This window comes from Arthrobacter sp. Y3221159 (assembly GCF_059089885.1).
Genome location: NZ_JBNHFC010000021.1, coordinates 22,111 through 49,043 on the forward strand (window position 1 = coordinate 22,111; position 26,933 = coordinate 49,043).

Annotated in this window: 27 protein-coding genes and 1 pseudogene; 10 read left to right on the forward strand and 18 right to left on the reverse strand. The window is 65.2% G+C overall.

What is annotated here, in order from left to right:
* Window positions 1–66: 66 nt before the first annotated feature.
* Window positions 67–1,587, forward strand: a complete 1,521-nt coding sequence (locus AC5RT3_RS17810) for a SulP family inorganic anion transporter (protein WP_494124809.1) — start codon at window positions 67–69, stop codon at window positions 1,585–1,587.
* A 109-nt stretch (window positions 1,588–1,696) separates the two neighbouring features.
* Here the strand turns inward: AC5RT3_RS17810 and AC5RT3_RS17815 are convergent, their stop codons facing one another.
* From AC5RT3_RS17815 to AC5RT3_RS17850, 8 genes are all read right to left on the reverse strand, one after another.
* Window positions 1,697–2,140: an SRPBCC family protein gene (locus AC5RT3_RS17815; protein ID WP_494052473.1), complete on the reverse strand. Its 444-nt coding sequence runs from the start codon at window positions 2,138–2,140 to the stop codon at window positions 1,697–1,699.
* A 129-nt stretch (window positions 2,141–2,269) separates the two neighbouring features.
* Window positions 2,270–2,605 (reverse strand): hypothetical protein, encoded by a 336-nt coding sequence (locus AC5RT3_RS17820; protein ID WP_494012047.1) that lies wholly within the window; start codon window positions 2,603–2,605, stop codon window positions 2,270–2,272.
* Window positions 2,602–3,339 carry an amidohydrolase family protein gene (locus AC5RT3_RS17825; RefSeq protein ID WP_494124810.1) on the reverse strand — a complete coding sequence of 246 codons (738 nt, stop codon included), beginning with the start codon at window positions 3,337–3,339 and terminating at the stop codon, window positions 2,602–2,604. Before AC5RT3_RS17825 ends, AC5RT3_RS17820 begins: the two co-directional genes overlap by 4 nt.
* Window positions 3,326–4,150: a GntR family transcriptional regulator gene (locus tag AC5RT3_RS17830; protein WP_494052476.1), complete on the reverse strand. Its 825-nt coding sequence runs from the start codon at window positions 4,148–4,150 to the stop codon at window positions 3,326–3,328. Before AC5RT3_RS17830 ends, AC5RT3_RS17825 begins: the two co-directional genes overlap by 14 nt.
* A 64-nt stretch (window positions 4,151–4,214) precedes the next feature.
* Window positions 4,215–5,021, reverse strand: a complete 807-nt coding sequence (locus tag AC5RT3_RS17835) for an ABC transporter permease (RefSeq protein ID WP_494104321.1) — start codon at window positions 5,019–5,021, stop codon at window positions 4,215–4,217.
* Window positions 5,008–5,826 carry an ABC transporter ATP-binding protein gene (locus AC5RT3_RS17840; protein WP_494124811.1) on the reverse strand — a complete coding sequence of 273 codons (819 nt, stop codon included), beginning with the start codon at window positions 5,824–5,826 and terminating at the stop codon, window positions 5,008–5,010. Before AC5RT3_RS17840 ends, AC5RT3_RS17835 begins: the two co-directional genes overlap by 14 nt.
* Window positions 5,823–6,707 (reverse strand): ABC transporter substrate-binding protein, encoded by an 885-nt coding sequence (locus AC5RT3_RS17845; RefSeq protein WP_494052478.1) that lies wholly within the window; start codon window positions 6,705–6,707, stop codon window positions 5,823–5,825. Before AC5RT3_RS17845 ends, AC5RT3_RS17840 begins: the two co-directional genes overlap by 4 nt.
* A gap of 116 nt (window positions 6,708–6,823) precedes the next feature.
* Entirely contained in the window at window positions 6,824–7,885 is a 1,062-nt protein-coding gene (locus AC5RT3_RS17850; protein WP_494124812.1) for a Gfo/Idh/MocA family protein, read from the reverse strand.
* 191 nt (window positions 7,886–8,076) lie between these two features.
* On the opposite strand from AC5RT3_RS17850, the gene AC5RT3_RS17855 reads away from it, so the two are divergent.
* Together AC5RT3_RS17855 and AC5RT3_RS17860 are read left to right on the forward strand one after the other, a co-directional pair.
* Window positions 8,077–9,150 (forward strand): Gfo/Idh/MocA family protein, encoded by a 1,074-nt coding sequence (locus tag AC5RT3_RS17855; protein ID WP_494052480.1) that lies wholly within the window; start codon window positions 8,077–8,079, stop codon window positions 9,148–9,150.
* A complete protein-coding gene (locus tag AC5RT3_RS17860; RefSeq protein ID WP_494052481.1) occupies window positions 9,140–10,045 on the forward strand; it encodes an MBL fold metallo-hydrolase in 906 nt (301 codons plus the stop codon). The genes AC5RT3_RS17855 and AC5RT3_RS17860 overlap by 11 nt, the downstream gene beginning before the upstream one ends.
* Here the strand turns inward: AC5RT3_RS17860 and AC5RT3_RS17865 are convergent.
* Together AC5RT3_RS17865 and AC5RT3_RS17870 are read right to left on the reverse strand one after the other, a co-directional pair.
* Window positions 10,042–10,932, reverse strand: a complete 891-nt coding sequence (locus AC5RT3_RS17865) for an SDR family oxidoreductase (RefSeq protein WP_494052482.1) — start codon at window positions 10,930–10,932, stop codon at window positions 10,042–10,044. The two genes, AC5RT3_RS17860 and AC5RT3_RS17865, sit on opposite strands and share 4 nt — an antisense overlap.
* A complete protein-coding gene (locus AC5RT3_RS17870; RefSeq protein WP_494124813.1) occupies window positions 10,929–11,378 on the reverse strand; it encodes a nuclear transport factor 2 family protein in 450 nt (149 codons plus the stop codon). Before AC5RT3_RS17870 ends, AC5RT3_RS17865 begins: the two co-directional genes overlap by 4 nt.
* Window positions 11,379–11,441: 63 nt before the next feature.
* Between AC5RT3_RS17870 and AC5RT3_RS17875 the strand changes: the two genes are divergently transcribed.
* Both AC5RT3_RS17875 and AC5RT3_RS17880 read left to right on the forward strand, forming a co-directional pair.
* Window positions 11,442–12,092 (forward strand): TetR/AcrR family transcriptional regulator, encoded by a 651-nt coding sequence (locus AC5RT3_RS17875; RefSeq protein WP_494124814.1) that lies wholly within the window; start codon window positions 11,442–11,444, stop codon window positions 12,090–12,092.
* Window positions 12,093–12,266: 174 nt separating this feature from the next.
* Entirely contained in the window at window positions 12,267–13,061 is a 795-nt protein-coding gene (locus tag AC5RT3_RS17880) for an alpha/beta fold hydrolase (protein ID WP_494124815.1), read from the forward strand.
* Window positions 13,062–13,068: 7 nt separating this feature from the next.
* Here AC5RT3_RS17880 and AC5RT3_RS17885 read toward each other — a convergent pair whose 3' ends face one another.
* Window positions 13,069–13,776 carry a DNA alkylation repair protein gene (locus AC5RT3_RS17885; RefSeq protein WP_494124816.1) on the reverse strand — a complete coding sequence of 236 codons (708 nt, stop codon included), beginning with the start codon at window positions 13,774–13,776 and terminating at the stop codon, window positions 13,069–13,071.
* 158 nt (window positions 13,777–13,934) lie between these two features.
* Between AC5RT3_RS17885 and AC5RT3_RS17890 the strand changes: the two genes are divergently transcribed.
* Together AC5RT3_RS17890 and AC5RT3_RS17895 are read left to right on the forward strand one after the other, a co-directional pair.
* A complete protein-coding gene (locus AC5RT3_RS17890) occupies window positions 13,935–14,417 on the forward strand; it encodes a hypothetical protein (RefSeq protein ID WP_494124817.1) in 483 nt (160 codons plus the stop codon).
* Window positions 14,418–14,603: 186 nt separating this feature from the next.
* Window positions 14,604–15,038 (forward strand): ester cyclase, encoded by a 435-nt coding sequence (locus AC5RT3_RS17895; RefSeq protein WP_494052488.1) that lies wholly within the window; start codon window positions 14,604–14,606, stop codon window positions 15,036–15,038.
* 198 nt (window positions 15,039–15,236) lie between these two features.
* Here the strand turns inward: AC5RT3_RS17895 and AC5RT3_RS17900 are convergent, their stop codons facing one another.
* Window positions 15,237–16,166, reverse strand: a complete 930-nt coding sequence (locus tag AC5RT3_RS17900; protein WP_494124818.1) for a DMT family transporter — start codon at window positions 16,164–16,166, stop codon at window positions 15,237–15,239.
* Between the two features lie 151 nt (window positions 16,167–16,317).
* Window positions 16,318–16,704 carry a hypothetical protein gene (locus AC5RT3_RS17905; RefSeq protein ID WP_494124819.1) on the reverse strand — a complete coding sequence of 129 codons (387 nt, stop codon included), beginning with the start codon at window positions 16,702–16,704 and terminating at the stop codon, window positions 16,318–16,320.
* A gap of 1,576 nt (window positions 16,705–18,280) precedes the next feature.
* Between AC5RT3_RS17905 and AC5RT3_RS17910 the strand changes: the two are divergent.
* The 3 genes and pseudogenes from AC5RT3_RS17910 to AC5RT3_RS17920 form a co-directional block, all read left to right on the forward strand.
* Window positions 18,281–18,469: pseudogene (locus AC5RT3_RS17910) on the forward strand (helix-turn-helix domain-containing protein); the annotation flags it as partial.
* Window positions 18,470–18,607: 138 nt separating this feature from the next.
* Entirely contained in the window at window positions 18,608–18,964 is a 357-nt protein-coding gene (arr, locus tag AC5RT3_RS17915) for an NAD(+)--rifampin ADP-ribosyltransferase (RefSeq protein WP_494052519.1), read from the forward strand.
* Window positions 18,965–19,130: 166 nt separating this feature from the next.
* On the forward strand, window positions 19,131–20,315 hold the full coding sequence (locus AC5RT3_RS17920; protein WP_494052491.1) for a metallophosphoesterase family protein: 1,185 nt from the start codon (window positions 19,131–19,133) through the stop codon (window positions 20,313–20,315).
* A gap of 6 nt (window positions 20,316–20,321) precedes the next feature.
* On the opposite strand, the gene AC5RT3_RS17925 is transcribed toward AC5RT3_RS17920, so the two are convergent.
* From AC5RT3_RS17925 to AC5RT3_RS17945, 5 genes are all read right to left on the reverse strand, one after another.
* Window positions 20,322–21,356, reverse strand: a complete 1,035-nt coding sequence (locus tag AC5RT3_RS17925; RefSeq protein WP_494124820.1) for an NAD-dependent epimerase/dehydratase family protein — start codon at window positions 21,354–21,356, stop codon at window positions 20,322–20,324.
* A complete protein-coding gene (locus AC5RT3_RS17930) occupies window positions 21,353–24,046 on the reverse strand; it encodes an alpha/beta fold hydrolase (RefSeq protein WP_494124821.1) in 2,694 nt (897 codons plus the stop codon). The genes AC5RT3_RS17925 and AC5RT3_RS17930 overlap by 4 nt, the downstream gene beginning before the upstream one ends.
* Window positions 24,040–25,092 carry a 3-oxoacyl-ACP synthase III gene (locus AC5RT3_RS17935; RefSeq protein WP_494124822.1) on the reverse strand — a complete coding sequence of 351 codons (1,053 nt, stop codon included), beginning with the start codon at window positions 25,090–25,092 and terminating at the stop codon, window positions 24,040–24,042. The genes AC5RT3_RS17930 and AC5RT3_RS17935 overlap by 7 nt, the downstream gene beginning before the upstream one ends.
* Window positions 25,093–25,201: 109 nt before the next feature.
* Entirely contained in the window at window positions 25,202–26,158 is a 957-nt protein-coding gene (locus AC5RT3_RS17940) for a glycosyltransferase family 4 protein (RefSeq protein WP_494124823.1), read from the reverse strand.
* A 389-nt stretch (window positions 26,159–26,547) separates the two neighbouring features.
* Window positions 26,548–26,883 (reverse strand): cupin domain-containing protein, encoded by a 336-nt coding sequence (locus AC5RT3_RS17945; protein WP_494052495.1) that lies wholly within the window; start codon window positions 26,881–26,883, stop codon window positions 26,548–26,550.
* Window positions 26,884–26,933 lie beyond the last annotated feature (50 nt).

Genomic DNA, 26,933 nt, shown 5'->3' on the forward strand with positions numbered 1-26,933 from the left:
CATGCACCGCTCCGGAAAGCGTCGATCCTGGTGGATCCCGCCGTCGCTTCGCGGTTACAAAGTTGAGTGGCTGCGCCAAGACCTGGTGGCAGGCCCGCGCTCTTCGCGGTCCTGGTCCCCGCGGGCATGGCCTACGCGCAGGCCGCCGGCCTCCCTCCGGTCACCGGCCTCTACGCCACCGTCGTGCCCCTGATCGCCTACGCGGCCGTGGGGCCCTCACGTGTGCTGGTGCTGGGCCCGGACTCGGCACTCGCCCCCATGATCGTGGCGGCCCTCGTTCCCCTGGCCGCGGCCAATGAACAGAGATCCGTGGCGCTGGCGGGCCTGCTGGCCATCCTGATCGGCGCCATCATGCTGGTCGGCTCGGCGCTGCGGCTGGGCATCGTCACGGGACTGCTGTCCAAACCCATCCGGCTTGGCTACCTCCACGGCATCGCCCTGCTGGTGGTGGCCTCCCAGGTTCCCACGTTCCTGGGGATCTCGGTCGACGGCGAGACGCCCTGGGACAAGCTCTTCGCCGCGGTGCCGAAGGTGCTCGCCGGCGAAACCAACATGGCGGCACTGCTGCTGGGGCTGGCCTCGCTGGCGCTCATCCTGGTGCCGCGGTGGCTGCAGTGGAAGGTCCCGGGCGTGCTCATCGCCGTCGTCGTGTCCTGCCTCGCCGTGGCCCTGCTGGGACTCCGCGACCGCGTGGACGTGACCGGGGCCCTCCCTCAGGGGCTGCCGGCGCCGGCCCTTGGCGGGATCGGCTGGGCCGACGTCCTGGCACTGCTGCCCGCCGCCGCGGGCATCGCGCTGATCGTCTTCGTCGACACCGGAACCCTGTCCCAGTCCCTGGCCGCGGCGCGGAACGGCAAGGTCTCCGGCAACCATGAGATGGCGGCCCTGGGCGCGGCGAACGCGGCCAGCGGCCTGCTGGGCGGCTTCCCGGTTTCGGCCAGCACCTCCCGCACGCCGGTGGCGGTGGAGTCGGGGGCGAAATCCCAGCTCACGGGCGTGGTGGGGGCCGTCCTGGTGCTCGGCTTCATGCTTGCGGCGCCCGGGGTCACCGAGTTCCTGCCGTCCACCACCCTGGCCGCCATCGTCATCGCCGCAGCGGCCGGCATCGTGGTCGCCGTCGGCCTGGCCATCCTGGACTTCCTGCGGCGGGCCTGGGACCCCTACCGTGCCGAACTGGTGGACGTGCCCGGCATGCCCGGCTACCAGGACGTGAGCCGCCACCCCGACGGCGAGCGCGTCCCCGGCCTGCTGATCCTGCGCTTCGACGCACCCCTGTTCTTCGGCAACGGCGCGCTCCTGGGCTCCTTCGTGCGCAATGCACTGGACGAGGCCCCGCCGGGCACCGAACGCGTGGTGCTGGCGGCCGAGCCCGTGACCGGAATCGACACCACCGCCCTGGACGAGCTGATCCAGCTGGACGAATGGCTGGACCGGCACGGCGTGGAGCTGGTGTTCGCGGAGATGAAGGGCCCGGTCAAGGACAGGCTGCTGCGGTACGGCATGGGCGCCCGTTTCTCCCCCGAACACTTCTACCCCACCGTGGGCGAGGCGGTGCGGGCGTTCCAGCGGGAGGAACGGGAGGCGTAGCCGCCGCACCCAGAGCCGCGCGCCGAGATGAACTTCAGCGGCCCGCGCACTCGGTGCAGAGTCGGCGACCTGCCGGATCACCGCAAGAGTCCGCTGGTGTGGGTGGAGATCAGGGGCGCTCCATCAGGACCTTGAGCTTGGCCAGGGCCTTCTCGTCGTCCCGCTTGAAGATCAGCTTCAGAAGGGGAACGGCGAACCGGGCCAAGCCCGCCACCTGGAAGTCCACGTTGCTGATGAGCCGGCATGAGTCGGGGCCGGTGGGCTCAACCAGATAGGAGGCCACTCCGTCCATCTTGCCCGACGGGATCTCAAAGGCTACGAAGCGGCCCGGCTCGTAGGCCGTGAAGCGGTTACGTCCCACGATCTTCATCCCGGCAAAGCGCCGCGTCAGTTCATGCTCCGTGCCTACGCCGAGAGGACCTGGAGTGATACGCCGTATCTCCTCGATACCGCTCTGCCACTTGGGGGCATTAGTGTTGTCCGCGACGAAGTCGAAGACTTTTGGGGCCGGTGCCTGCAGCTCGGTAATCGTTTCCAGTTGGAGCCTTCTCATGAGCTGTCCTCTCTCAGGGGCGGAAGCATGCCGTGTGATGGAGGCCCAGTCCACGTTGATTCGGCGCGCTCCGCCGGAACGGGCAAGGCGATCGCGATGACACCCCCAGCTCATTCGGCAAATCCACGATCAACCGTCCGCCCCTCCCGGCGCTGATACGGCAGAGAAATGCAGCGGTTTGTAGTTGGCAACGTTCTCCACCAGGAGCCCAAACACCTCATCGTGCAGGTCCGTCTCCACCCAGTTGAGCCTCTCCCGCTCGCTGCGAAAGCTGATATCCATGCGCAAGTGCTGATCCCCGTGGATATCGCTGCGGTCTGTCTCCCGCAACAGGATGCATTCGAGAAACCCGTCCTGGCGGCAGATCGCCGGGTAGAAAGAGTCATGGAACCGGCGAATCACTTCCTCGGTTTCCTTCGGGGCGACAATCATCATGACGCTGACCCGCACCATCACGTCTGTCATTGCAGTTTGAAGACGTCGGAGGCTGTGCCCCACATGACTGCTTCGAGGTCGCGCTGTGACAGTCCAAGGGCCTGGAATTTCTCTTTCTCCGGCCTGACGTTGTAGGGCAGGTCGGCTCCAAACATCACGCGGTCCGCGCCCAGGACTTGGATCATGGCTCCGATTTCCGGCGTCTTGCACCAGGACGGTTCGAGGTAGACGTTCGGGCAGACACGCGCCACAGCGATGGCGTTGCCGGCAAAGGTGGACATGCCGGCGTGCGCCAACACTATGGTTACATCAGGGAACTCCTGTGCCGGACCCAGGACCGCCGTCGGGTCCGCAAAGGGCACCCCGTCCCCCGTGTGCACCATGACCGGAACGCCCAGTTCCTGGGCGGCTTCAAAGACCTTGCGCCCATCCTTGCTGCCTGGATGGACAGCGTGGCCGATGGAGTGGAGCTTCACCCCAACAAAACCCAGGTCCTGGACGCAGCGGCGGATCTCGCTGCGGTACCCATCATCAGGAATATGCGGGTTGATGCTGGCGATGCCCCAGATTTTGAAGGGAGCCGTCCTGGCGAGGTCCGCGATGGCGTCATGCTGCAAACGAGCGTCAGCAGCTCCCGGGAAAGGCTGAACAATGCAACCCTCCAGCGGCGTCTCGTCTATGGCGGCCGCTAGTTGGGTTTTCGTGACCTCCAAATCGAATACGTTGCAAGGACCAAGATGCTGGTGGACATCAATGTGTTTCATTCTTTTCCCTCCTTGCGGGACTTCGGGTGGCGATATTGCCTTGCAGCCATCCAGTCGGGAACTGCAACTGGCCGCCTGCAGTTACGTGCTCCAGGGCCTCCACACCGAGAGTGACAACCGCCGGATTAAATGCCAGCGCGCCCAATGCGAGTGTTGCGCCTTCGCTGTCGATGACGCGGGTGTACATCACCAGCACGGCGCTTCCTGGTTTGAGGCCCAGCTGCCTGGCCACATCCTCGGAAGCTTCCTCTGCCGTGATTGCGCTGGTGACGCTGTCGATCTGCACGTTGTGCACGGACTCGAGGAAGGGAACGATGTCGCCACGCAGCTTCTCCACCGAAAGTGGCTGTCCCTGGATTGTTGCCGGGAGAAGGTGGTACAGGAGTGCGGCCGGCACGTCGCCGAGGGCGTAGCACCTGACACTTCGGAAGCCTGAATTCGACAATTTGCCTTCATCAAACATCCTGACGATTTCCTCCTCAAGCTCCACATGTGTCACGGAAAACTCCAGGAGTTTGTGTTCCACACCGGATTCCTTGAGGAAGTCGGCGAAGGAGCCGATGATATTGGCCGGGTAGCGTATGGCCGGCCGCGCCAGCGGCACCAGGATTGTCCCTCTTCCCCGCTTTCGCTGCACCCTTCCAGCAGCTTCAAGCCGGCCGAGCGCCTCCCGGACCGTCGCCCGGGAAACGCCGAATTTCTGGCTGAGCTCCGTCTCGGGTGGCAACCGGTCCACGTCCTGCCTGCTGAGCTCCACAATGAGCCTCTCCAGCTGTTCGAACGTTTGGTCTGCCCTGCTGGCCGCACCCATTTGTCTCCTTCCAGATTTGGCAGTGGAAGATCCAGCGCCACGAACAATATTCACAGTGTGTGGATCAGAAGCGAAGCGCATACCGGTAGTGGATCGGGCGGGTGAGCTGCCGGAACAGGATGTCCGCTGTCAGGCCCATGACACCCAGGGCAAGGATGCCGGCGAACACGATGTCTGTACGGGCAAACAGGCGGGAGTTGTAAATGAGGAATCCGATGCCGCTCTCCGCTGCAACGAGTTCGGCTGCCACCACGGTCATAAAGGCGATGCCCATGGCTGTGCGCAGGCCAGTAACGATTTCCGGAACTGCCGCAGGCATCACCACGGTGGTTATCACCTGCCTCCTGCTGGCCCCCAGGCACTGGGCGGCATGAATTTTCTCCTTATCGACACCCTGGACCCCGGCGACTGCGCTGAGGAAGACGATGAAGAACGAGGCATACACGATGAGCGCGACCTTGGAGGTCTCGCCAATGCCGAGCCAGATCAGGGCCAGGCTCAAGAAGGCGATCGGTGGAACAAACCGGAAGAAATTCAGGAACGGTTCCAACGCTACGCGCAGCAGTGTGACCCGCCCTGCCAGCAATCCCAGAGGGATGGCCAGGGCAGCCCCTATGAACCACCCGGACAGGACCCGGCCGTATGAGGCAGAGACGTGCTGGAGCATTTCCCCGGAGGCAATTAGTTCAACGGTTGCTGCGCCGACCCGTAATGGACTGGGCAGAAACAGGGGGTTCACAACCAGGGACAGCAGATGCCAAACCACGAAGGCAGCAATGACGACGGCGGTGTACGTGATCCAGGGTCGTCCTTCAAGCTTTCCCCTTGACTCTGCGGGCGGATGTGTCACATGGACATCAGTGATTGCCATCGTCGTGTTCCTTCCCGTGCCGGAGTTCCGCCGTCAATGCCGACGCCAACTCCACAAATTGCGAATCGGTGCGATTCCTTACGCGAGGCAGATCAATCTCCAGAACGCTCTTAATGCGTGCTGCCGGCCCGGCTGTCATCACTGCCACCCGGTCAGCCAGGTAGACGGATTCCGAAACGTCGTGCGTCACGAACACGACAGTCTTCGATTTCCGCTGCCAGACGTCGACCAGCTCGTCCTGGAGCCTCATCCGTGTTTGGGCGTCAAGCGCCCCGTAGGGTTCATCCATCAGCATGACGTCGGGGTCGTTGGCCAGGACCCGGGCGATCTGGACGCGTTGCTTCATGCCGCCCGAGAGTTCCCTTGGCAGTTTGTATCGATGCTGGTCCAGGCCCACCAGGGACAGGGCATCATCGACGGCGTTGTGCCGCTGCCGCTTGTCCACGCCGCGGACTTTGAGCCCGTATTCCACGTTCCGTTCCACGTTCAGCCACGGAAACAGCGCGATCTCATTCTGGAAAACGACCCCCCTGTCTGCACCAGGACGGACAATCTGGTGTCCGTTGATGAGTATCGCTCCGGCGCTGGGCTTCTCGAATCCGGCCATCATGTGCAGCAGGGTGGACTTCCCGCATCCACTGGGGCCCAGGATGCACATGAATTCTCCCGGGCGTACAGCGAGGTCAACGTCGCGGACTGCCGTGTACCCGGCGGTGGTCCGTGTGCTTGGAAAGTGCTTCGTGACCTTCTGCAGCTCGATTCCTGTCATGGCGGTTCTGGTCCCGCCTTCTGCGCGCTTCATCATTCCTTCACCTGCCCCGGCGCGACTTCCCGCAGATGATCGGTCACGAACACCTGGTCGAGGTCAGGCATCTTTTCCAGCTTGCCGTTTTCCATCATCCAGTTAGCGATCTTTTCCATGCTTTCCCGGGCCGCAGCGTCATAGTGCACGTTGTAATCAAACTTTGCGTCCTCGAGGAAGGACGTCACGGTCGCTTTTTCGGACTTCGTCCACTTCGCGCCGATTTCAGCTGCCCTTTCCGGGTTCGCCTTGATAAAGTCGTTTGCTTCAATCAGGGCGGCCAGTGCCTTCTTCACACCGTCGGGGTTGGCATCCACCCACTCTTTGTTCATCTGCAGCAGGATGCGCGTGGTGTACACCTCTTCCGTGCCCGGCTCAAGGACGTGGGCATTGCCCAGGGAGTTAAGCGCGCGGGTCACAACGGGCTCTACGTTCAGGAAACCGTCGATGTCACCGCGTGCCATAACAGCAACCTGCTCGGCAGCATCAACATTCACGAATTCCACTTCTTCCCTGGGGATGTTGAAATGGTTCAGATACTCCTGGAAGGAGTATTCGAAGGCGGAACCGCCAATCAGCCCAATTTTCTTTCCACGCAGGTCTTCTGGTTTCTGGATGGAATCGTCGACCACAATGCGCTGATCCTCAGCGGTAGCCACTACTGCAGGTACCACCAGGCCGGCCCCCTGGCCAAGGAGCCCGAGGAGCGGAAACTCCACTGAACCTGCAGTTTGGGCTTCGCCGGCCAGGACAGCTTCGGTTCCCAGGAACCCGACGTCGAAAACCCGCACGGTGGATTCGATGCCGTGCTTGTCGAAGATGCCCTCATCCTCGGCCACGAAGACGTTGAGCCAGGACAGGTTTCCCGCCCCGGTGAAAGTCATGGGGACTTTTGCGCCCTGGCCTTGCTGCTGGGTGTCTCCCGCGCAGCCTGTGGTGACGAACGCAAATGCGAGACACAGAAGTCCAATGAGTCCGGAACGTCCGGAATTAAGAACTTTCACGATGTTCCTTCTTTCTTGAGGGGTGGTGAGACTGCGCTGGACGTGAATTCCTGGCCGCTGATGCTGTCATCCAGGATGGTGTCCAGGTGCACCGGCCTTCCGCCGGCTTCGATGGAGGCCTCTGCTGCCTCCATTACTGCTGTGGCTTCCAGGGGATAGGTATAGGGAAGAGGCGCCTTACCTTCGGCGGCCCCGCGCAGGAACCTGGCGAGCGTCTCCACCATCCCTGCTTCTTTTTGTGCCTCACCTACATCGGCCTCGAGGTATCCCTTCGAGCCGTAGAGCACCACGTGCCGCGTGGCTGCTGCTCCTTGCAGGGCATTCACGACGAGCATGCCTCCGTCGTCGTAGGTCACGACGATCACCCGCGCCTGCGATGTGTGCTGGGCCTGGACTGATACGGCACCCGGGCCCAGTATCGCCTGCCCGGTCTCGACCATATGGGTTGTATAAAAGTAGGGATTATCCAGGTATGGGCCGCTGGCGATACAGGTCTTGATGTCCCCGAGATTGGGAGCCTGTGCCATCAGATTTAGGATGGCTGGCGACCACTTCCAGGGTGAAGATGAAAAGACAACAGAGCCACTCTTCTCGGCCAGGCTGAGGAGTTCCTTTGCCTCCTGGGAGCTTTCCGTGAAGGGCTTGTCCACGAACACAGGCAGCCCGGCTTCCACAAAGGGGCGGGCCAGCGCTGCATGGTCCCTGCCGTGCCACGTGCAAATCAGAACCCCATCAACTCTTCCGAGCAGCTCTTCCGGAGTCTTGGCGACGTGTTGCACGCCCGTTTGGACGGCCCATTTCCTGACTGTCGCGCTGTCCTGGCCCCACCACGAGGTGACCTTGGCGTCATGGAAAGCGCTGTCGGCCAGAATCTCGTCGGCTGAGGGCAGGGCCGGATCCCAAGCCCCCGGACAACGGAATTGCGGCGCTGGCATGCCGCCGACTGCCGCCGAATGGTCCACGTTGGCTTTCGGAAATGCCGGCCCTGGGCGCGCGTTGAGAATAGATGTGTACTCCAGAGCGTGGAGCAGATCGCTTCCGATCATTCCTAGCTGCACTGCGACCCCCTTTGGTCACGGCCGTCTTTCCGCGGGTCGCACTCCCTCGTCCGCGTCATTAGTCAGGCTAACTTCTGCTGAAGTTGGTCGTCAAGACCTTCTTTTAGTCAGACAAAGTCTTCCGAAATAGTCCTGCCTGCGGTACGGTTGTCGCATCTTCTCACTGGCGGAAAAGCCGAAAGGCGGAGGCTATGGCAGCCAACGATGAACCGGTACGCGTAGCGCTCGTCGGCGCAGGCGACATTGCTGAAGTGGCACATCTGCCAGCCTGGGCAGCCGCAAATGATGCCCGGGTGGATGTGCTGGTAGACCCCAACCAGGAGCGCGCTCAACGGATAGCCGCCACGTTTGGGATTCCCAACTGCGCATTGGACCTCGAGGAAGTTCTCGGATCGGGCGAAGTTGATGCTGTGGACATTTGCACGCCACCGCATTTGCACGCCCCCATGGTCCTCAGCGCTCTAGGTGCAGGTCTCCACGTGCTGGTCGAGAAACCAATGGCGACGAACCTGGACGATGCAGAAGCCATTGCGCGGGCGGCAGAGGCCAGTGGCAAAACGGTGATGGTGGCGGAGAACTGGCTGTTCTCGAGCGCCCGCCGTCGGGCTGAAGAAATTATCCGCAAGCATGCCCTCGGGCAGCCGTTCCTGATAAAGGCCAGGCACGAAAGTTCACTTTACGTGTCGTCGGAAGGCGGGGCTCCTGCCTGGACATTTTCGCCCGACACCGCCGGAGGTGGATACCTGATGCAGGCCGGAATCCATACGGTGGCACTGGCTGAAGCCATGGTTGGGCCCTTTGAGGAAGTTTCGGCCTACACGAGTACTGAGGACATAGCGCCCGACGGCGCTTTGGAAAGTACGGCGGTGGTCAGCGCGCTGTTCAAATCCGGCACGCTGGGCTCGCTCGTTTTCACCGCACGTTCCAGGCATCTGGGACCTCGGCGTCTTGGCCTGGAACTGTTCTTCGACAACGGTTCGCTGGAGCTGGACGTCTGGTCCGGCCGCGTCAGCTACGCAGTCGAGGGGAGGCAGACAACCGTTGAGGATGGCAACAGTTCAATGGGCTTCACGGAGGAAATGAGCCACTTTGTCCAGTGCATAAGAACTGGAACCGAGCCGGAGGCAAGCCCGGCCAGGTTGCTCAGCAGCCTGAAGACCATACTCGCCGCCTACCAGTCCGCGGCGTCGGGCAGATCCATGCGCCCCTCGGACATGACCTCAGCTCGCCTTGGAAGGAAAGACAGGAACGACAATGGCGCCTAACCATCAGCCCCAGTCGCTCCTCGAAGGATACCTGGCAGGCGAACAACTCGCCCGCGGACGGCGTGCCCAGGCCCAGGTAGAGCCAACCAAGCTCGAGCGGATGCGGCTCCGCTGCTGGTTGAGCGGGACAGGTACCCCTGCGGTGGTCGACGGCCGCTACGGCCCCTCGACCGTTCTTGCCATCGGCGACGACGTTGTCATGGTTGATACCGGCAACGGCTGCGTCTACCAGTTGTTCCGGCTCGGCTGGCGCCCGGAGGATGTGACCCATGTGCTCATCACCCACAACCACCTTGACCACAATGCCGACTTGGGCTTTCTCATCATGGCGCCCTGGATCCACGGAACCCAAAAGAAGGTGCCCACCGTCATCGGTCCCCCCGGCACACTTGAATACGTCAATCGGATCTTCGCCGCTCACGACTACGACATCCGGGCCAGGCTCCCGCACGGCTACGACCCTGAAAAGCTCAGCGTTCCCGTCGTCGAGGTCCAGGACGGTCTCATCCTGGGCTTTCCTGGATGGCAGGTGTCTGCTGTGGAGGTGGAACATTCCCCTGTGGAGGACGCCTTCGGATACGTGTTCCGCACTGCCGCCCATTCCCTTGCGATATCCGGTGACACCCGGCCGTCCCGCAAGCTGATTGCAGCCGCCCGCGGTGCCGATGTGCTGATCCATGAGGCACTCTTTCCGGGTTACGGCATCCCGGAGTACCACACGTCGGTCCATGACGTGGGAGGCGTGGCTGCCGCCGCGGACGTATCCCTTCTCGCACTGACTCACCTCATCCCCGGCAACCTGCCCGAAGAAAAATGGCGTGAAATTGTCCAGGAGAGTTTCCACGGCGACCTCATTGTCGGAACTGATCTGCTGCAAGTCTGCGACCTGTCCTAACCTCTGGGTGCGCGGGTCGGGGTGCTGGAAGCCTCCAGCACGAAGTCGTGCACCCAGGTCCGAAGAGTAGTGGGCTGCACTCCGTAGCTAGCGGGCAGGTCCCCCATCTCGAGTCTTGAATCGTAGGTCTCCAGCAGTGCAAGGAAGCCGCTGAGCAAGTCCGGCATACCCGCGATCGGCTGTCCCGGAGCAACTGTTTGCACCGGAATTTGCCGTCCCAGTTCGAGCTCGAATGCAGTGACCACATCCCGCCAGGAGACTGGCTCCGGACCGCCGACAAGAAGCAGTTGGCGATCCCACTCCGGATGCTCAATCACGGCAAGCACGTACCGTGCCACGTCCCGCATTGCCACCAGGGAGTGCACGCGCCTTCCCTCCCCCACGAGAGTGACCGGCTGCCCTGCGAGAGCCGGCCCACCAACCACTATGACCGGCAATTTATCCATAAAGAGGTTGGGTTGGATTATCGTCCAGGACATCCCGCTGCCGCGAAGCAGTTGCTCCGTCTCGCCTTTGGCAGCCATGAAGGGATTGGGGCTGTCCGGGCTGGCGCCGAGGTTCGAAACAAAGACGTAGCGGCGGACGCCCGCATTCACGGCGGCACCGACCAGATTCCGATTGCCGGCGCGATCCACCGAATCCACGTTGTCTTCGCCGCCACGTGCGGAGGAGTTGGCTGTGGTCACCACTGTGTCGACGCCGGCACACGCCTCTGCAAGTGACGCGGGATCTTTAAGGTCACCGAAGACAGGCTGGGCGCCCGCTGTAACGAGAGTTTCGTACGCCGACCCTTCACGCACCAAAATGCGTACCGCAAACCCTTCATTGATCAACGTCTGAGCGATAAGACCACCGAGCTGGCCGGTAGCCCCCACGACAAGAATCATGATGTTTCCATTGCTCGGGGTTCTGAATCGCTGCCCAGCACCCGGTTCACTGCTGCATTGACGTCGCCGCTGACATCCTCCACCGGCTCCAGGTAGAACCGGGCCGTGGAAATCACTCCGTCTGTGACGCCGAAGATGACCACTCCCCGCATCAGGAACGCGGCTCCGTCGGTCCGTGTCCCGGACATCTCCCACTCGGTCCACAGGTCGTCGCCGCTACCCGCCCTGCTCTGCACTCGTGCATGAATGTCGGGGACCCGCAAGAAGATCTCTGTCCAGTTCCGGCGCACTTGATCTCGTCCCCGGAAGCCCCGCTGGGGGTGGGCGGGTGTCTCATTCAGATAGTTTTCGGCAAAGCACGCCACGAGATCGTCCAACTTGTGGGCGTTCACCGCGCTGAGCAACCGTTGCACTAATTCTCCGGCAGCATCTGCTTTGCCCATCATTCCAACTCCCCGAATGATTCTGATACAGTCATCTGTATCTGATACTCAAGCATGGAACGAATATTGGGAAACGTCAAGAGTAGGCGCCGCTACGACTCCAGCGGACGATTAGAGCAGGCACGGCGGAACAGGGATGCCATCCTCGAGGCCGCCGAGCGGCAGTTTGGTGAGCGCGGGTACGCGGGCGCAACGCTAGCAGCCATTGCCTCCGAGGCAGGTGTTTCGGTGGAGACTGTCTACAAGGCGTTCGGCGGGAAGGCGGGGCTGGTCCGCGCCCTCTACGAGCGTGGGCTTGCTGGGGCCGGACCCGTCCCTGCATACGCTCGATCTGACGAGATGCGGGAACGTGAGAGCGACCCGACGACGGTCATGCGGAACTGGGGGGCCCTGACTGCCGAGGTGGCTTCCCTGGTCACCCCGATCCGACTTTTGATGCGTTCTGCCGCCGTTAGCGATCAGGAGATGGCAAGCCTGCTCGAAGACATCGAGAGCGAGCGCCTCAAACGGATGCGCCACCACGCCCGGTACCTTAAAGACCGCGGTTACCTCCGCGAGGGCGTCTCCCTGGGTGAGGCGACCGACATACTCTGGGTCTGCAGCTCGGCTGAACTCTACGAACTGCTCGTGTTGAAGCGGGGCTGGTCACTGCCAAGGTTCGCCCAGTACGTCACCCAATTTATGATCGTCTCCCTGCTCCCCGAGGGGCACCCATGAGAGCTGTGGAGGTTTCTCGGAAAGAGCGTTGACCTCGAACTTAGTAAGAGCTCGAGTATCGTTTTTTCTACCCATGAGTAGATTTGTGGTCTTAATTTCATGGAGGAGCCGCCGTCGTGCCTGAAGCCGCCCGCCGCAAGCGCCGGGCCGCATCACCAGGCGTACCCTGATGCCATGGAACCCGAGGTCCGTTCCCTGTACCTGCGCACCGGCGTCACGGTGCCGTGCCTGATCCAGGGTGGCGCGGACTCAAAGCCGCTGCTCCTGCTGCACGCGTGGGGCGAATCCCGCCGCTGCTTCGACCGCCTGCTGCCAGGGCTGGACGGCTTCCGGGTCTATGCGCCGGACCTCCGCGGCCAGGGCGAGGCGGACAAACCGGAGGACGGCTACTCGCTGGCGGAGCAGGCCGATGACGCGGCGGCGATCCTCGATGCCGTCGGTGCGGAAACGGCGTTCGTCCTCGGGTCCTCCAGCGGCGGCTACGTTGCCCAGCAGCTGGCTGCGGCGCAACCTGGGCGGGTGGCCGCGCTGGTCCTGGTGGGGTCGCCGCTGAGCCTGCAGGGCCGGCCGGCCTTCGCCGACGAGGTGGACCTACTGGCCGACCCCATCGACGAGGACTGGGTCCGGGGGTCGCTCGCCTGGTTCACGCTGCACCAGCCCGTTCCCGGCTGGTACCTGGAGGACCGGGTGCGCGACGGCGTCCGGATGCCTGCCCACGCGTGGAAAAAGATCCTGGCCGGGCTGACGTCCGCCGCCCCGCCCACCGAAGCGGGCGCCGTCCGGGCGCCAACGCTGATCATCTACGGCGGCAGGGATGACCTGCTGCCGCTGCAGGACCAGGAGATTCTCGCCTCCCGGATTCCGGGCGGCGTGCTGAAGGTCTATCCTGACGCCGGGCACCTGGTCCTGTGGGAGCACCCGGAGAGGGTGGCCGCGGACGCTTCGGCGTTCCTGCACTCACTCGCCTGAACCGGCCCTACTCCCCCTTGCGCCGCACCATCTCCCCGATCCATGCCGGCGCGAACGGCGACGTACAGCCCGGCGGCGTCGGGTAGTCCTTGAGCACCTCCAGGCGCTCCCCGCTGGCGATCGCCCTCTCCCGGTGCTCCGCGTGCTCGATTCCGACCTGCGCCAGGCACGTGTTCATCGCCCACTGCAGCCGGTCCGGCGCGTCCTTCATCTCCGCCTCGATGGTGTCCAGCAGGCCCGGCAGTTCCAGGCCCTCGGGCTTCTTCACCACCCGGTCCGACGTCAGCGCCCAGCCCCCGCTGGCCACCACCGGGTCCGGGTCGGCCAGCCACGCGACGCGCAGTTCCTCGGCGTGCGGGCTCTTCTTCACCACATAGTTCACGAGCCAGTCGTGCACCTTGGGGGCGCGCGCCTCCCGCAGCATGGCGTCCAGTTCGTCACGTCCGAACGCCTTGGGTTTGCAGATGAGCAGTGCCAACAGCCGCGCCGCGGTGTCACCGGTTTCCCACAGCCGGACCGCGAGGTCCTGCTGCGTTTTCAGCCGCTTGGCCACCGCGCGCAACTGGCTGAGGTTCACGCCATGGTCGTCGCCGTGCCTCTCGTTCACCGCGCGCATCTTCGCGTCTTCGAGCCCGGCCAGTTCGGCCAGCACGTCGTCCAGCTGCGACGCCGCCGTCGTCGTTTCCGCCACGTCTGCCTCCCCGTCCGTCACCATTTGGGTTTCAGCGTACGACGGCGGCGCCTGGCTTGAGGGCCCGGCCTGCGGGGGCAGGAAAGATCCCGCAGGATTGGCTCAAGGATCATCCGTTCAATACCGCGGGCAAATAGCATCGCGTCTAGCTGCACGACAAGTTGGGGGAAACGGTGACAGCCATGGCATTGGGAATGACCCGGGGTGGAACCGCGCTGCGGTACGGCGCTGTCTCGGTCCTGCTCATCTCGGTCCAGCTGGTCAGCCTGTGGTTCCATTCAAGCGGGATCTACCAAGGCCAAGCGAATGTCCCGCTCCGGCGTTTTCCCGAAGACGTGGACTTTTTCTTCATTCTGACCTTCGCCCCTACTGTCGTCGGGCTTAAGTACTTCGCCTTTGACGTGGCCGTCAGAGCATTCACCAAGAACTACCGCACGGCTTTACTGATGTTCTGTTTCATTGCCGGGTACGCGGCAGCGCTGGCCTACGACGCTCTGTGCCTGTTTGCTGCGTCCAAACCCATCGCAGATTCGGGCTTCGCTATTCTCGGTGTACTGCTGCATAGTCCGCTGATCCTCCTCGGAGCCGGAGGGATCATCGTAGCCGTTGTCCTCCTTAAGGACCGCCCGCCGCAGAACGAAGCCACATCCGCCCCCGGCGAGTGACTCGAACTGCTGGCCGGCCCGGGCATTGAGGCCACTGACCAGGGCGGGCGGCACAAATTTGCCCGCCCCGTTGACACTGTTCCGGGCCGGGCGTGCCATTAACATGGCTCCGGCACCAGCAGAAGCCAACCATCGAACGAAGCGGCCCCCGCTTCCGTGAGGCCGCCCAAAAATTGGAGGTCCACAATGGGACAGGCACGCGAAATCATGGATCGCCTCACCAGGGCGATGAACGAAAAAGACAGGGAAACGCTGGCCAGCTGCTACGCGGCCAACGCGGTGGCCTACACCCCTGACCAGGGGGAACTGCGCGGCCGTGACGCCATCACCGGTTACCTCTTCGAGTTCTGGGCAGCGATGCCGGACGTCCGATACGAAAGTGTTGACAGCTACGATGCCGGGGACGTGGCCATCGACGAGGGCACCGTTATCGGAACAAACACCGGCCCGCTGAACCTGCCCTCCGGCGAAACGCTCCCCGCAACGGGCAAGCAGATCAGGGTACGGAGCTGCGACATCGCCAAGGTGGAAGCGGGCGAGATCACCTCCCACCACTTCTACTTCGATCAGATGGAGTTCCTGGGGCAACTGGGACTGCTCCGCGAGCTGACGTCGCACTGAGGGGCTGGCCCCGCCGTCGAACATAAACAAGCCGTGGATACCTCCCACAGTAGAGGTACCCGCGGCTTCCGCATGTGCGGGCTGTTCACCCTGCCGTTGGGACAGTTCCCGCTGAAGCTCTTTATCGAAGCCACCCCTGCTGTCCCAGCTCCTCGCAACCATTCCCGCTTCCGGACAGGAGTTTCCTTGATGGTGCTGTCACCGGGCCTCCTCGGACTGGTCGGTGTTCGGGTCCTGGTCCGCAGGCGGCGGCGTCTTTCGTCCCGGGCGCAGCGCGCCGACATAGACACCCGTCAGGACCAGTAGGCCACCGAGCACAAGAGTCATGGTGACCGGTTCGTCGTCGAGCCATGCGGAGAGCAGGACGGTTACGAACGGGATGATGACGAACCCGTACGCGGCCCGCGTGGCCGGCCAGGACTGGAGGACCACGAGGTAGAGCAGGAACACCACAACCGATCCGATGACCACCAGGTAGCCGATCGCCACCCACGTCTCAATGCGCTCCGGGATCACCAGCGGATCGCCTGCAGCCATTGACGCGACGAGCAGGACAACTGCTCCTGATGTCATGCCCACTGCATTCATGGTCACCGGGTGCACCTTCGGGAACATGCGCACGAGCACCAGCGCCTGTGCGAAGCAGACTCCACCCCCCACGACGGAAAGAACGGAAGTCATCGGCACTTCATGCTGCAGAGGATCACGTGACATCAAGGTGACCCCTGCGAGCGCGAGCAGGGTGCCCATAACGGCCGCCGTCCGGACGCGCTCCTGCCGCCAGAGGACGGCGAGCAGCAGGGTGGCGAGCGGAACAAGCGCGAGCAAGGTCTGAGCGAGGCCAGCATGCACGCGGACCAGGCCGTAGTAGATCAGGGCGAACGATACGCCGAAGTTGAACAAGCCGTACAACGCAGAACCGGCCAGCGCCCGCCCACGGGGGAGCGCGAGCCTCAGCGCCACCATGATCGCCAGGAGTATCGCCGCGGCAAGCGCGAACCGCAGGCCGGCCCCCCACAGTGGCGCGAGCTCACGGTTGCTGAAGCGAATGCCAACGGCGTTTCCGCCGGCGAGCACAGCCTGCGCCAGAAACGCAGCGAGGGCCGCCCGTTCCCCGTCCTTGGTCATGCGCTGAAGACTACGCCGCTACCAGGACCAGGCGTAGGCCCACATCAAGAGGCAGTGCTCTCGCATCAAGCCGGCCATGAAGTTTCAATGTACGACGGCGGCACTGGGCTTCCGGACCTTCGCGGACTTTGGACTCATATCCGGGCTCACTTCATCCAACAGGCGACCCGACCCTGATGAGCCCCGCCACGTGCCGCGGGAACTGGGCCAGGTCCTCCCCCGCCTCCCGATACCACTGCGTCACGACCGCCGGGGGCTGACCCAGGGTCATCGCGTTGCTGAACGACTCGAGCCACGACCCGGACTGTGCCAGGTGTTCGCTGATCACGGCCATGTGGTTCGCCATGGATTCCGGTTCGGCATGAACCTGAAGGCAGGTGATCCGCCGGCCAGGTTCATCGGCGAAGAACTGGAACACGAGCATCCTGGGCTCACGGCTTTCCACGAGGCGGGCCACCTCGCGGCAAGCCTCCAGAGCTTCATCGAGATGCCCGGCGCGCACGGTATAAGTGCTCAAGTAGACAAACGGCTGGGACATGATGGCCTCCTGAACCAAGTGACCCGCACCATGCGGATCACCTTCAGGATCCCGCCGGCGCGCCACGCAAACATCGGCAGGTCCCGCCAACTTCAGCATCCGCCACTGGGTAGTTATGCCCAGTCCAACGATGCATAGTAGTGATCAGGAGGTTGACGTGGCCGACGACGCAAATCACCTCGCGCGGGCCCGTGCGTTCCACGCGGCGTTCGCGTGGCGGCAGGCATGCGACGAGTTCCGCGCCGCCGGCGGGCTCGCGGGCCTTGAGGTCGATGACGTCGAGTGCTTCGCCGAGTGCGCCCAAATCGCAGGCCTGCGCGACGAGGCGATTGCCGCACTGGTGCATGCCTTCGAAGTGCGGGCCGCGAACGGCCAGGTGCGTCCCGCGCTCGCCTCCGCTTTCTGGCTGTGGGAGGCCTACAACCTCAACGGCGAGTTCGCGCAGGCTAACGGCTGGATGGCACGGGCACGCGAGCTCGGCCCGGACGACGCCGGCGAAGAGCCCGGGTGGCTGCTCATCACCACGGCGTACGGCCGGATCGCCGCGGGTGCCTATGACGAGGCCGTGATGCTCCTCGCCCGCGCCCGCGAGAGGGCTTCGAAGGTGCACGACGGCGACCAGCTCGCCTTCTCCACGCTCCTCACCGGCCGTGCCCTGGTCCAGTCGGGCCGCCTCGCAGACGGGCTGGACTGGCTCGACGATGCGATGCTCCGCGTACTGGCGGGCGAGACGACGCCACGAGTCACGAGCCTGCTGTTCTGCGCAGCGATCGGCACCTGCCAGATAGAGGCCCGCGATGTCTCGCGGGTCAGGGAATGGAGCGCTGCCCTCGGGCAGTGGCTGGATACGGTACCTCCGTTCGGCGGGCCCTTCTACGGCAACTGCCTGACCTACCGCGCCGTCCACCTCCGCCTCGCAGGCCAGTGGGCGGCTGCCCTCGCCCAATTGAAGGAGGCGTGCCGGAGCCTGGCCGAGGGAGCAGGCATTCGCCTGATTGGCCATGCACGCTACGAGCTCGGTGAATCGCTTCGGCTTTTGGGTGACTTCCCGGGGGCAGAGGCAGCCTATCGGGCGGCGGCATTCGCCGGAGGCCCCACGCAACCAGGGCTCGCCCTGCTCAGGCTTTCCCTTGGTGACGTGCCCGCGGCGGCGGCAGGGATCCGGCGTTCCCTCGGCGAGTCCGTTGGGCCGAGTGCTCGCGTTGAGCTGCTCCCTGCGGCAGTGACCGTCCTCCTCGCGGCAGAGGCTGCGGGGGAAGCCGCGGCCGCCGCGGCGGAGCTGGGCAGCCTCGCGGAGCATTTCGCTTCCGACAGCGTGCGCGCAGCCCATGCGCGAGCCCTTGGCGAACTGGCCCTTGCCAACGACGAGTGGCAGAGGGCGCTTCCCGAGCTCCGACGGGCCGCCGGCCTGTGGCGGGACCTTGACATCCCCTACGAGACGGCGCGGTGCTGCGTTCTCCTGGCCATCGCGTACCGGGGTGTGGGGGACGATGAGGCGGCGGAGCTTGAGCTCGAAGCGGCGCGCCAGGCCTTCGCCCGTCTCGGCGCCCGTCCCGACCTGCTGGTGGTCGAGGGCATGCTCCTGCACCCCGACCTTCCATCGCAGCACGGCCTCTCTCCCCGCGAGGTCGAAGTGCTCCGGTTGATCGTGCAGGGCCTGACCAACCGGGCAATTGGCGCGGAGTTGTTCCTCAGCGAGCGAACCGTCCAGCGCCACGTGAGCAACATATTCGACAAGCTCGGCGTGAACTCCCGGACCCAGGCGGCAACGCACGCCGTCGGCCGCGGGATCATCAGCACGTCATCAGGACTTCCTGATTCCGGAACCCGCCGTACTGAAGTAAAGAACAACACGGCCAACCCCAACGATGCAGGACCTTTCTTCCACGGCACCAAAGCCGACCTGCAGCCCGGGGATCTGCTGGTTCCGGGCTACGCCTCCAACTACGGGGGACGGAAGACCGCGAACCACATCTACTTCACGGCCACCCTGGACGCGGCCACCTGGGGCGCCGAGCTCAGCGCAGGTGACGGAACCGGCAGGATCTACCGGGTGGAACCCACCGGCCCGTTCGAGAACGACCCCAACCTGACTGACAAGAAGTTCCCCGGCAATCCCACCCGGTCCTACCGCACCCGCGACCCCCTCCGCGTGCTCTACGAAGTCAAGGACTGGCAGCCGCACTCCCCCGAGGCGCTGCAGCACATGCTGAACCATCTGGAGGAACTGAAGCTGCAGGGCATCGAGGCCATCGACTGAAGCGGCGCCGCCGTCGTCGTGGAACTGGCACGCGGCGATTACGTGTCTCCTTTGAGCGCGTAGCCGCAGCTGTTCACCCTGCGTTTGGGAACCGGTTCCCGTGGCTTCCTAGAGTCGCTGGGACGGCGGCGGGAATCCCGCCGCGCATGACGCGGAAGAGGCAGCGATGACCATCAAGATTGACCAGCACACGTTCAGCCGGAGGGCAGCCCTGGCCACCGCCGGCGCCCTCGGTGCCTTGGGCGCCGCGGTGGCCGCGGGAACCGGAGCCACCGCCGCCCCGGGTGCCAAGGCACCCAAGCCCACCCTCGCGTTCCGGCCCGACGGCCGGTTCAAAGCGGTCCAGTTCAATGACACCCAGGACGACGAGCAGACCGACCGCCGCACCATCGAGCTCATGGACCGCACCCTTGACGCCGAAAAGCCGGACTTCGTGGTGATCAACGGGGACGTCATCAACGGCGGCTGCGATACCGAGCTGGAGGTCAAGCAGGCGCTGAACCAGGTGGTGAAGCCGATGGAGAGCCGGAGAATCCCCTGGGCCGTCACCTTCGGCAACCACGACGAAGACTCCGCGGCGAAGACCGGCATGACCGAAGCCAGGATGCTGCAGTTCCTGCAGAGCTACGAGTACAACGTCAACGGCGACACCACCGACGGAGTCACCGGCACCTCCAACTCGCTGCTGCTGGTGCAGTCCTCCAAGTCCAAGGAACCCGCCTTCGGACTGTGGCTCATCGACACCGGCCGCTACGCCCCGGACAGCATCAACGGGCAGGACTTCGAGGGCTACCCGGACTGGGACTGGGTACGGATGGACCAGGTGACCTGGTACCGGAACCTCTCCATCGCCACCGAGCAGAAGTACGGCCGGAAGATCCCATCCCTGATGTGGGGCCACATCGCACTGCACGAGCACCGCAACATGTGGTTCGCCAGCCTGGACTCCCGGACGGACGCCGACCACCAGCGTGCCGTGAAGAAGCACAACATCGTGGGTGAGCGGAATGAGGACGAGTGCCCGGGCCCCTTCAACTCCGGCCTGTTCAATGCTTTCCTGGAGCGCGGGGACGTGCGCGGCTACTTTGTGGGCCATGACCACGTCAACACCTACGTGGGCAACTACTACGGCGTGGAACTCGGCTACGGCCCGGGTACCGGCTTTGGCGCGTACGGGCTCCCCGGTGCCGACCGGAACCGGCTCCGCGGCGCCCGCGTCTTCGAGCTCGACGAGAACCACACCGGGATCTACAAGTCCACCCGGCTGGTCTTCGCCAAGGACTTCGGCATCGACCTGACGGCCAACGACCAGCCGGTCACCCCCGATCCCCTGGGCCCGGCGCAGCAGTAGGGCCCGCTAAGGCTGGTGCCGCCGTCGTGCATTACGACGGCGGTCCGCTGGCACAAGTGGCCTCGCAGGCGGCCGTGAACCATAGTGTTCGGCCAGCCTGGCGAGTCCCTCGTCAAGAGAGACTTCAGGTGTCCAGTCGAGGAGTTCCCGGGTCTCGCGCTGGTCGAACCAGTGGGCGGTGGAGAGTTGTTCGGCCAGGAACCTGGTCATCGGCGGCTCCTCGTCCCGCCCGGCCCAGGTCCAGGCCTTCTCCACCACCGCTCCCGCCGCCCGCGCCACCCTACCCGGCACAGACCACGACGGCGCGGGGACGCCTCCCGCCGCACAGATGCCAGCCAGCAGCTCACCCACCGGCCGTGGCTCACCGTTGGTCACCACCACGGCCCTCCCGTGCGCGTGGTCCATGCGGTGCAGCGCGGCGACGATGGCCGCGGCGGCATTGTCCACGTAGGTGGTGTCGATCAGGGCGGCACCGCCGTCGAGCAGCGGCAGCCGACGGCGGCTGGCCCGGGCCAGAACCCGTTCCACCAGTTGGGTATCGCCGGGACCCCAGACGATGTGGGGACGCACCGCCGCGACCCGGAAGTCCGGAGCGTCGGCTGCCAGCGCCAGCAGTTCAGCCTCGGCCTTGGTGCGGGCGTAGTCGCCGTGCGCGTGCTGCGGGTCAGCCGGCTCCGCGCCAAGCCCGGCAATGGCGGCGCCCGAATAGGCGACGGACGGGGAAGACACAAACACCACATCCCGCACCCCGGCCGCGCGGGCGCAATCAAGCAGGCGCCGGGTCCCGTCGACGTTCACCTCGTCAAACTCCGCGGCACGGCCCGTGAAGGAAACCTTCGCGGCCAGGTGGATGATTCCTTCGGCGCCTTCGACTGCCCGCCGGAGCGCTTCAATATCTGTGACGGAGCCGCAGAAGTCCGTGGCGCCGTCGATCCCTGACGGGCGGCGCTGGAAGGTGGCCACGTCATGGCCCTGGCGCACCAGCAGCCGGGCCACTTCTCCCCCGAGCAGCCCGCTGGCCCCAGTGACGAGGACCCTCATGGCTTCCCCGGCCGGCCGCCGGCCAGCACCCGCGAAGCCCAGCGGGACAACCGGCTCCTGTCGATCTTGGCGTTGTGCCGGATGTCGGTGGGCTGCGCGGGAACCTCGAGCACGGCAGAGACCTGGACGCCGGCCGCAAGCGCCGCCCTGCGGACATCCCCGGCAAGCTGCGGCGCCGCAGGACCTGCTTTCCGCGCTGGCGGGATGGTCTCGACGACGGCGACCACGGCCTGGGTGCCCGCCGGTCCGACGCCGGTAATCGCCGCAAGCCGGACGCCGTCCTGGCGTTCGATGGCCTGTTCGGCGCCCACGGGCGTCACTACGGCGCCGGGGGCAGTGACGACGTGAGCCAGGCGGCCCTCCACCCAGAGCCGGCCGGCGGCGTCGAAATGCCCCACGTCGCCGGTACGGTGCCACCCGGGCAGGCTGGAACTCCCCTGCTCGGTCAGCCAGAGCCTGTCGTACGCTTCCTTGACGTGCGCGGCGCTGACCAGGATCTCACCCGTCACACCAGGTTCCGTCACTGCATTGGACCCCGGCGCCGTCCCATCCACCGCCAGCGGGACAACGGCCAGCCGGGCGCCGTGCACCGACCAGCCTACACATACACCGTTGCCTGCCCCCGCCATGCTTCCGGCGGCAGCATCGGCGTCGGCGGCGTGAATCTGTTCGAGGCTGATGTCCGTAACCGGCAGCGCCTCGGTCATTCCGTACGGGGTACGCAGCGAGGCCCGGGGCAGCAGCCGCTGAACTTCGGCCAGGAGGGGTTCCGGGACGGGCGCGCCCGCAGACAGCAGCAACTCAACACCTTCCAGTGCTTTATGCCCTGCGGCGCTCACACCGTCCCGGGTGGCCAGGACATTGCGCAACGCGGCCGGCGAGGCGAAGACCACTGTGGCGTCAATCGCCGCGACGGCGTCGGCCAGCGCGCCCGCCGTCAAGGTGCGGGGCGCCGTGACGTCCATGGCCGGCGTCACCGACACTGCTCCCAGCGCCGGACCCAGCAGGGCGAAGGGTGCGAAGCCGGCCACCAGCCCGGCACCGGAACGGATGCCGAAGGTTGCGGCCATTGTGTCCCGCATCGCCGCCAGCTGCCGGTGCGTATAGAGCACACCTTTGGCTGGGCCGGTGGACCCGGACGTGAAGAGCACGGCGGCCGGGGCGTCCGGATCCACGTTGTCCGCCAACTGCCGTGGAGCATGGTCGGCGCCCGAACGGGCAAGGGCCTCGAGGGAGGCCTTCACTCCCAATACACGACGGCGGGTGGCCGGGAGGTCGCGCACGCTGATCCGCCTGCCGGGCCAGCCGAGCACCGAGGCTGCGGCGAGCGCTTTGTCGATTCCTATCAGGAAGTCCGGGGTGGCGCCCTTCACGGCGCGGCTCAGGCCCTTGGTTCCCAGCCCGGCGTCGGCCACCACCACCACGGCGCCCAGCCGCAGGCAGGCGTACAGGGCGACGGTCAGGTCCACCCCGGGGGGAACCATCAGGCTCACCCGGCTGCCGCTGTCCACTCCGGCTTTCCGGAGCCCGGCGGCGAGGTCCAGGATGTTCCGGTCCAGCTGCCGCCAGCTAAGCGAGCGGGCCACCGTACCGCCCGGCGCCATTTCCACGACGGCGGTATCGTCTCCCGCAGGCCCTGCCGCCTGATCGCCGAGCAAGTCCCACAGGGGCCGGAATTCCGACGGCGACGGCTGGACGGCGTCCGGCGCCTCACCCCCGGCGGATGTGGCTTCGGCTTCAGGGGAGGCGCTTTTGCCGGCACCAACGTTGCCGGCAAGCCACTGGAAAACCGGGGCAGCAATGTTCCGGTCCTCCGCCACAAGATGGCCGGCGCCTTCGAAGCGGTGCACCTTCGCGTGCGGAAGCCGGCCGATGAGGTCCTTGAGGTACCGGTCCGAAAAGATGGGATCCCGCGGGCCCCAGAGCATCAGCGCCGGGACGTTCAACCCGCGTAAACCTTCCGCCACGCGGTCCAGCGCGGCGAAGCTCGGGTGCGAGGCGTCCACGGGGATGTCCGCCACGAAGTTCCCCACCCCGGCCCGGCGCCGGGCTCCACGGTAGGGGGCCATGTAGGCCTCGCGGACGCCGGCGGGCAGCGGAGGGTGCGCCAGCGAGTGCGTCACGCGCAGGAACGCATCCGACGTCGTCGTTCCCCAGTTATGTACGGCGGGGTGCAGGGCCAGGCGCAGCGCCGGCGGGATCGCCGCACCGGCCGGCTGGTGGACAGCGGTGTTGGTCAGCACCACCCCGGCCAGCTGCCCTTGGTGCGCCAGGGCCCAGCCCAGGCTGATCACGCCGCCCCAGTCGTGGCCCACGGTCACAACGGGCCCCTCCAGGCCGAGGGCGTCCGTCAGGTCGCCCAGGTCATTGATGCGGTCCGCTAGCCGCCGGAAGGTGCCGGTGCGCTCCGAGTAGCCCATGTCCAGCTGGTCAACCGCCACAACACGCCATGGGTGGTCCGGATTTGCCCCTGCTGCCAGCAGTGTTCGCCACAGATACGACCACGTGGGATTGCCGTGCACGCATAGCAATGTACCGGCGGGGACCAGTCCGCGGCGGGAGAGCTGGGCGCCGTTGTCCAGCAGGTGCCAGCGGCGCACCGTGCCCGGCGCGTCGGCGCCGGAGGTGGAGGGGACCTCGATGGTGCGCGGCCATTCCGGATCGACGCCGGGCCAGGTTGCGGTCACCACACGATTTCCATCATGGCCGTGTTGAGCCCGGATCCGACGCCCATGCAGAGGACGCGGTCCCCCGCTTCAAGGGACTGCGCTTCGGCGGCGAGGGTCATGGGGAGGGAAGCGGGGCCCACGTTGCCCCAGTGTGGGAACGTGAGGGGAACCTTGGCAGGATCCAGGTCGATGGCTTCGATAATGGCCTGGGTGTAGGCATTACTCACCTGGTGCGTGACGTACCTGTCCATGGCGGCCCAGTCCCATTCAGGCCGCGCTTCATGCCAGGCGTCGACGACGAGCTGCAGGCCGCCGTCGAGCAGGCCTTTCGTGTCCGTGGCCATGCCGTCGACGCCGCCCACGCACAGCTCATGGTGTTCCGTACCCGCGCGCATGACGCCGCCGACGATCCGGTGCCCGCCATGGTTCCGGTCCGCGGGGCCCAGGACGGCGGCGGCAGCTCCGGAGCCAAGGGTGAGGGTGGCGAACTCCCGGCTGAAGTCCTCGCGCGTGGTCTCCGGCCGCTCGAGGCGGGCCAGCGTGGCCTCCTGGGTCGCCTGGGCATCCTCGGCATTGACGATCATCGCGTACTTGATCTGGCCGGAATCGATCATGCTGGCCGCCAATGTCAGCCCGTTTACGAACCCGAGGCAGGCATTGGCCAGGTCGAAGTTCATGGCCGACGACGGCAGGCCGAGCCGGTGGTGGATCTTCACGGCGACGGACGGTTCCAGGTTGCGCCGCGTCACCGAGGTGTTGATCAGCAGGCCGACCTGGGACGGTTCGACGCCGGCCTCGGCCAAGGCCTTGGCGCCCGCTTCGGCGGCAGCATCATCGAACGATGTCCCTGCCGCCCACCAGCGGCGGTGCGTGACGCCGGCAACCCGCTCAAGCAGACGGGGCGGGAACTTCAACCGGTGCAGGGTGGGCGCCAACCGGCGGTCGAATTCCGTGGAGCTTACGATCCTCGGAGCCTCGACACTGCACACCGAAAGCAGAGCGGTGTTGCTGTGCCGGAAGGTTGCATTCCCTGCCAAATCAAGCCCCTGTTCGTTCTGATCCTGCATGCATGGGGTGTCCGTACCCCTTACCTGCAAGTTCAAAGCCTAACTTTTGTCGCGGCTGCCTTACCGAATCGCCGCACGGCGCGTATCTTTGGCGCACCACGCGCGTGTCCTAGCCATTCTTCAGCAACCTCCGCACCTCCTTCAGCAGGGCGTCCTGGGCCTGGCCGTGGACAATCTGCTCGCTGATCGCGGCCGCCGCGTTCCGCCGGAGGCGTTCGGTGGCCGGGCCTCCCTCGTACGCCCGCCGCAAGCAGTACCCAGTGCTCGCTACGGACGGTTCAGCCCACATCTGGCCGCGGAAGAATGGCCACTCCAGCGCTGCGGACTCCGGGACGGGCACAAGCTCGCAGTCGATGAGGAGGGCGTTGTTGGCGTTCATGAAATCAAGATGGCCGCCCCAGGCTGTACCGATGGTGATCAGGCCCGAGGCCATGGCTTCCATGAACGGCCGCCCCCAGGACTCCCCCCGGGTGGGCAACACGAAGGCGTGCACCGAGGCGTACAGCTTCTGCATCCCGGCCTGCGGGAGCGGAAACGGCAGCAGCCGCACCGTCGGGGTGCGGTGCGGCCTGACTTTCCGGATCACGTCGGCTATAGCTGCAGGAACGTCGGCGGTACCGGGGCCGAAGGGGTCCACCCGCAACAGGAGTTCAACATCATCGGCGGCGCTGAACTCTTCCAGGTACGCCTGCAGAAGGACATCCCATCCCTTGCGTTGTTGCCACCGGAAGACGGAAAGGAATTTGAATTTACCCTGGCCGTCATAAGCGCGGACCGCCGGCTGCAACCAATTCTTATCCACGAATTCGGGGACGACTTTGAGCTTGTCCGGATCCACACCCGCATCAGCAAAAGTCCCGGCATTGAATCGGGACGGGACCCATACTTCGTCCACTTCTGCCAGGCGCGGAAGCCATTCAGCGGGCACCGAAGCGGTTTCGAACATCGCCCGCCACACCACTTGCCCGGTCAGGTTCTCCCACCCGTAGTCATGCCAGGGCAGGTGCACGATGGTCAGCCCGGGCCCTGACCGGCGAAGCGGCTCAGTGCCTTGTCCTGCACCCATGTCCGGGCGGGAGGAAACCGAAGTTTCTTGAACGTGGTAACCGGCCTGCCGGAGAGCATTGACGAAGCTTCTGCCTTCAACGGCAAACCCGCTGCATCCTTCAAGTCGTCCAAGCCAGTGAATAGTCTCCTTCTCCATTCCCTGGGCCTCCTCCCTGAAGCGAGCGGGCCGTCCCTGCGACGGCCGCGGACCAGTATCCGTCGATGGATCCTGAACAAGTGCCTACTGCTTTTCCCTGATGCTAAGCGCTTTTGGCTGGTATTCACCCTGCATGGATGGGGTTTCGCTGTTCGCGAGGCGGCCCCCGGATCAGCCCGCTCCTGGGCTCACCAAGGTCCCGGCAGCGGTGACGGAGTAAGCGAAAGGCCGGCGCCGCCGTCGTACCTTAGTCAGCGGTCCGTCTTGACCACCGTGAACAGCACCGCCGAATCCTCCTCGGCCTCCAGGCTGTGCAGGCCGTCCGGGACGATCAGCAGGTCCCCGGCCTTGCCCTGCCAGGCCTCGCCGCCCGACTTCAGCCACACGGATCCCCGGATAACGTAGACGGTGGCCTCGCCGGGGTTCTGGTGTTCGCTCAGCTGGGTGCCGGCACGGAAGGCCATGACGGTCTGCCGCAGCCTCTTTTCGTGGCCGCCGAACACGGTGTCCGATGCCCGCCCGCTGGAGACCGCCACGGCTGCCTCGAGCTGCTGGCGGGCCAAAGCCTCAATCGATATCTTCTGCATGCGGCCACCGTACCCATGTGGCGGGGCCGGGGCCAGAGGCTGGCTCATAC

Bases quoted from the DNA above. Each gene is read 5' to 3' on its own strand.
- AC5RT3_RS17880 (WP_494124815.1), top strand. From the start codon at position 12,267: ATGGAACCCGAGGTCCGTTCCCTGTACCTGCGCACCGGCGTCACGGTG.
- AC5RT3_RS17825 (WP_494124810.1), bottom strand. From the start codon at position 3,339: ATGAAACACATTGATGTCCACCAGCATCTTGGTCCTTGCAACGTATTC.
- AC5RT3_RS17830 (WP_494052476.1), bottom strand. From the start codon at position 4,150: ATGGGTGCGGCCAGCAGGGCAGACCAAACGTTCGAACAGCTGGAGAGG.
- AC5RT3_RS17945 (WP_494052495.1), bottom strand. From the start codon at position 26,883: ATGCAGAAGATATCGATTGAGGCTTTGGCCCGCCAGCAGCTCGAGGCA.
- AC5RT3_RS17920 (WP_494052491.1), top strand. From the start codon at position 19,131: ATGACCATCAAGATTGACCAGCACACGTTCAGCCGGAGGGCAGCCCTG.
- AC5RT3_RS17855 (WP_494052480.1), top strand. From the start codon at position 8,077: ATGGCAGCCAACGATGAACCGGTACGCGTAGCGCTCGTCGGCGCAGGC.
- AC5RT3_RS17845 (WP_494052478.1), bottom strand. From the start codon at position 6,707: ATGACTTTCACCGGGGCGGGAAACCTGTCCTGGCTCAACGTCTTCGTG.
- AC5RT3_RS17895 (WP_494052488.1), top strand. From the start codon at position 14,604: ATGGGACAGGCACGCGAAATCATGGATCGCCTCACCAGGGCGATGAAC.
- AC5RT3_RS17860 (WP_494052481.1), top strand. From the start codon at position 9,140: ATGGCGCCTAACCATCAGCCCCAGTCGCTCCTCGAAGGATACCTGGCA.
- AC5RT3_RS17835 (WP_494104321.1), bottom strand. From the start codon at position 5,021: ATGGCAATCACTGATGTCCATGTGACACATCCGCCCGCAGAGTCAAGG.
- AC5RT3_RS17935 (WP_494124822.1), bottom strand. From the start codon at position 25,092: ATGCAGGATCAGAACGAACAGGGGCTTGATTTGGCAGGGAATGCAACC.
- AC5RT3_RS17905 (WP_494124819.1), bottom strand. From the start codon at position 16,704: ATGTCCCAGCCGTTTGTCTACTTGAGCACTTATACCGTGCGCGCCGGG.
- AC5RT3_RS17820 (WP_494012047.1), bottom strand. From the start codon at position 2,605: ATGACAGACGTGATGGTGCGGGTCAGCGTCATGATGATTGTCGCCCCG.
- AC5RT3_RS17890 (WP_494124817.1), top strand. From the start codon at position 13,935: ATGGCATTGGGAATGACCCGGGGTGGAACCGCGCTGCGGTACGGCGCT.
- AC5RT3_RS17840 (WP_494124811.1), bottom strand. From the start codon at position 5,826: ATGATGAAGCGCGCAGAAGGCGGGACCAGAACCGCCATGACAGGAATC.
- AC5RT3_RS17865 (WP_494052482.1), bottom strand. From the start codon at position 10,932: ATGATTCTTGTCGTGGGGGCTACCGGCCAGCTCGGTGGTCTTATCGCT.
- AC5RT3_RS17870 (WP_494124813.1), bottom strand. From the start codon at position 11,378: ATGATGGGCAAAGCAGATGCTGCCGGAGAATTAGTGCAACGGTTGCTC.
- AC5RT3_RS17900 (WP_494124818.1), bottom strand. From the start codon at position 16,166: ATGACCAAGGACGGGGAACGGGCGGCCCTCGCTGCGTTTCTGGCGCAG.
- AC5RT3_RS17925 (WP_494124820.1), bottom strand. From the start codon at position 21,356: ATGAGGGTCCTCGTCACTGGGGCCAGCGGGCTGCTCGGGGGAGAAGTG.
- AC5RT3_RS17815 (WP_494052473.1), bottom strand. From the start codon at position 2,140: ATGAGAAGGCTCCAACTGGAAACGATTACCGAGCTGCAGGCACCGGCC.
- AC5RT3_RS17940 (WP_494124823.1), bottom strand. From the start codon at position 26,158: ATGGGTGCAGGACAAGGCACTGAGCCGCTTCGCCGGTCAGGGCCCGGG.
- AC5RT3_RS17885 (WP_494124816.1), bottom strand. From the start codon at position 13,776: ATGGTGACGGACGGGGAGGCAGACGTGGCGGAAACGACGACGGCGGCG.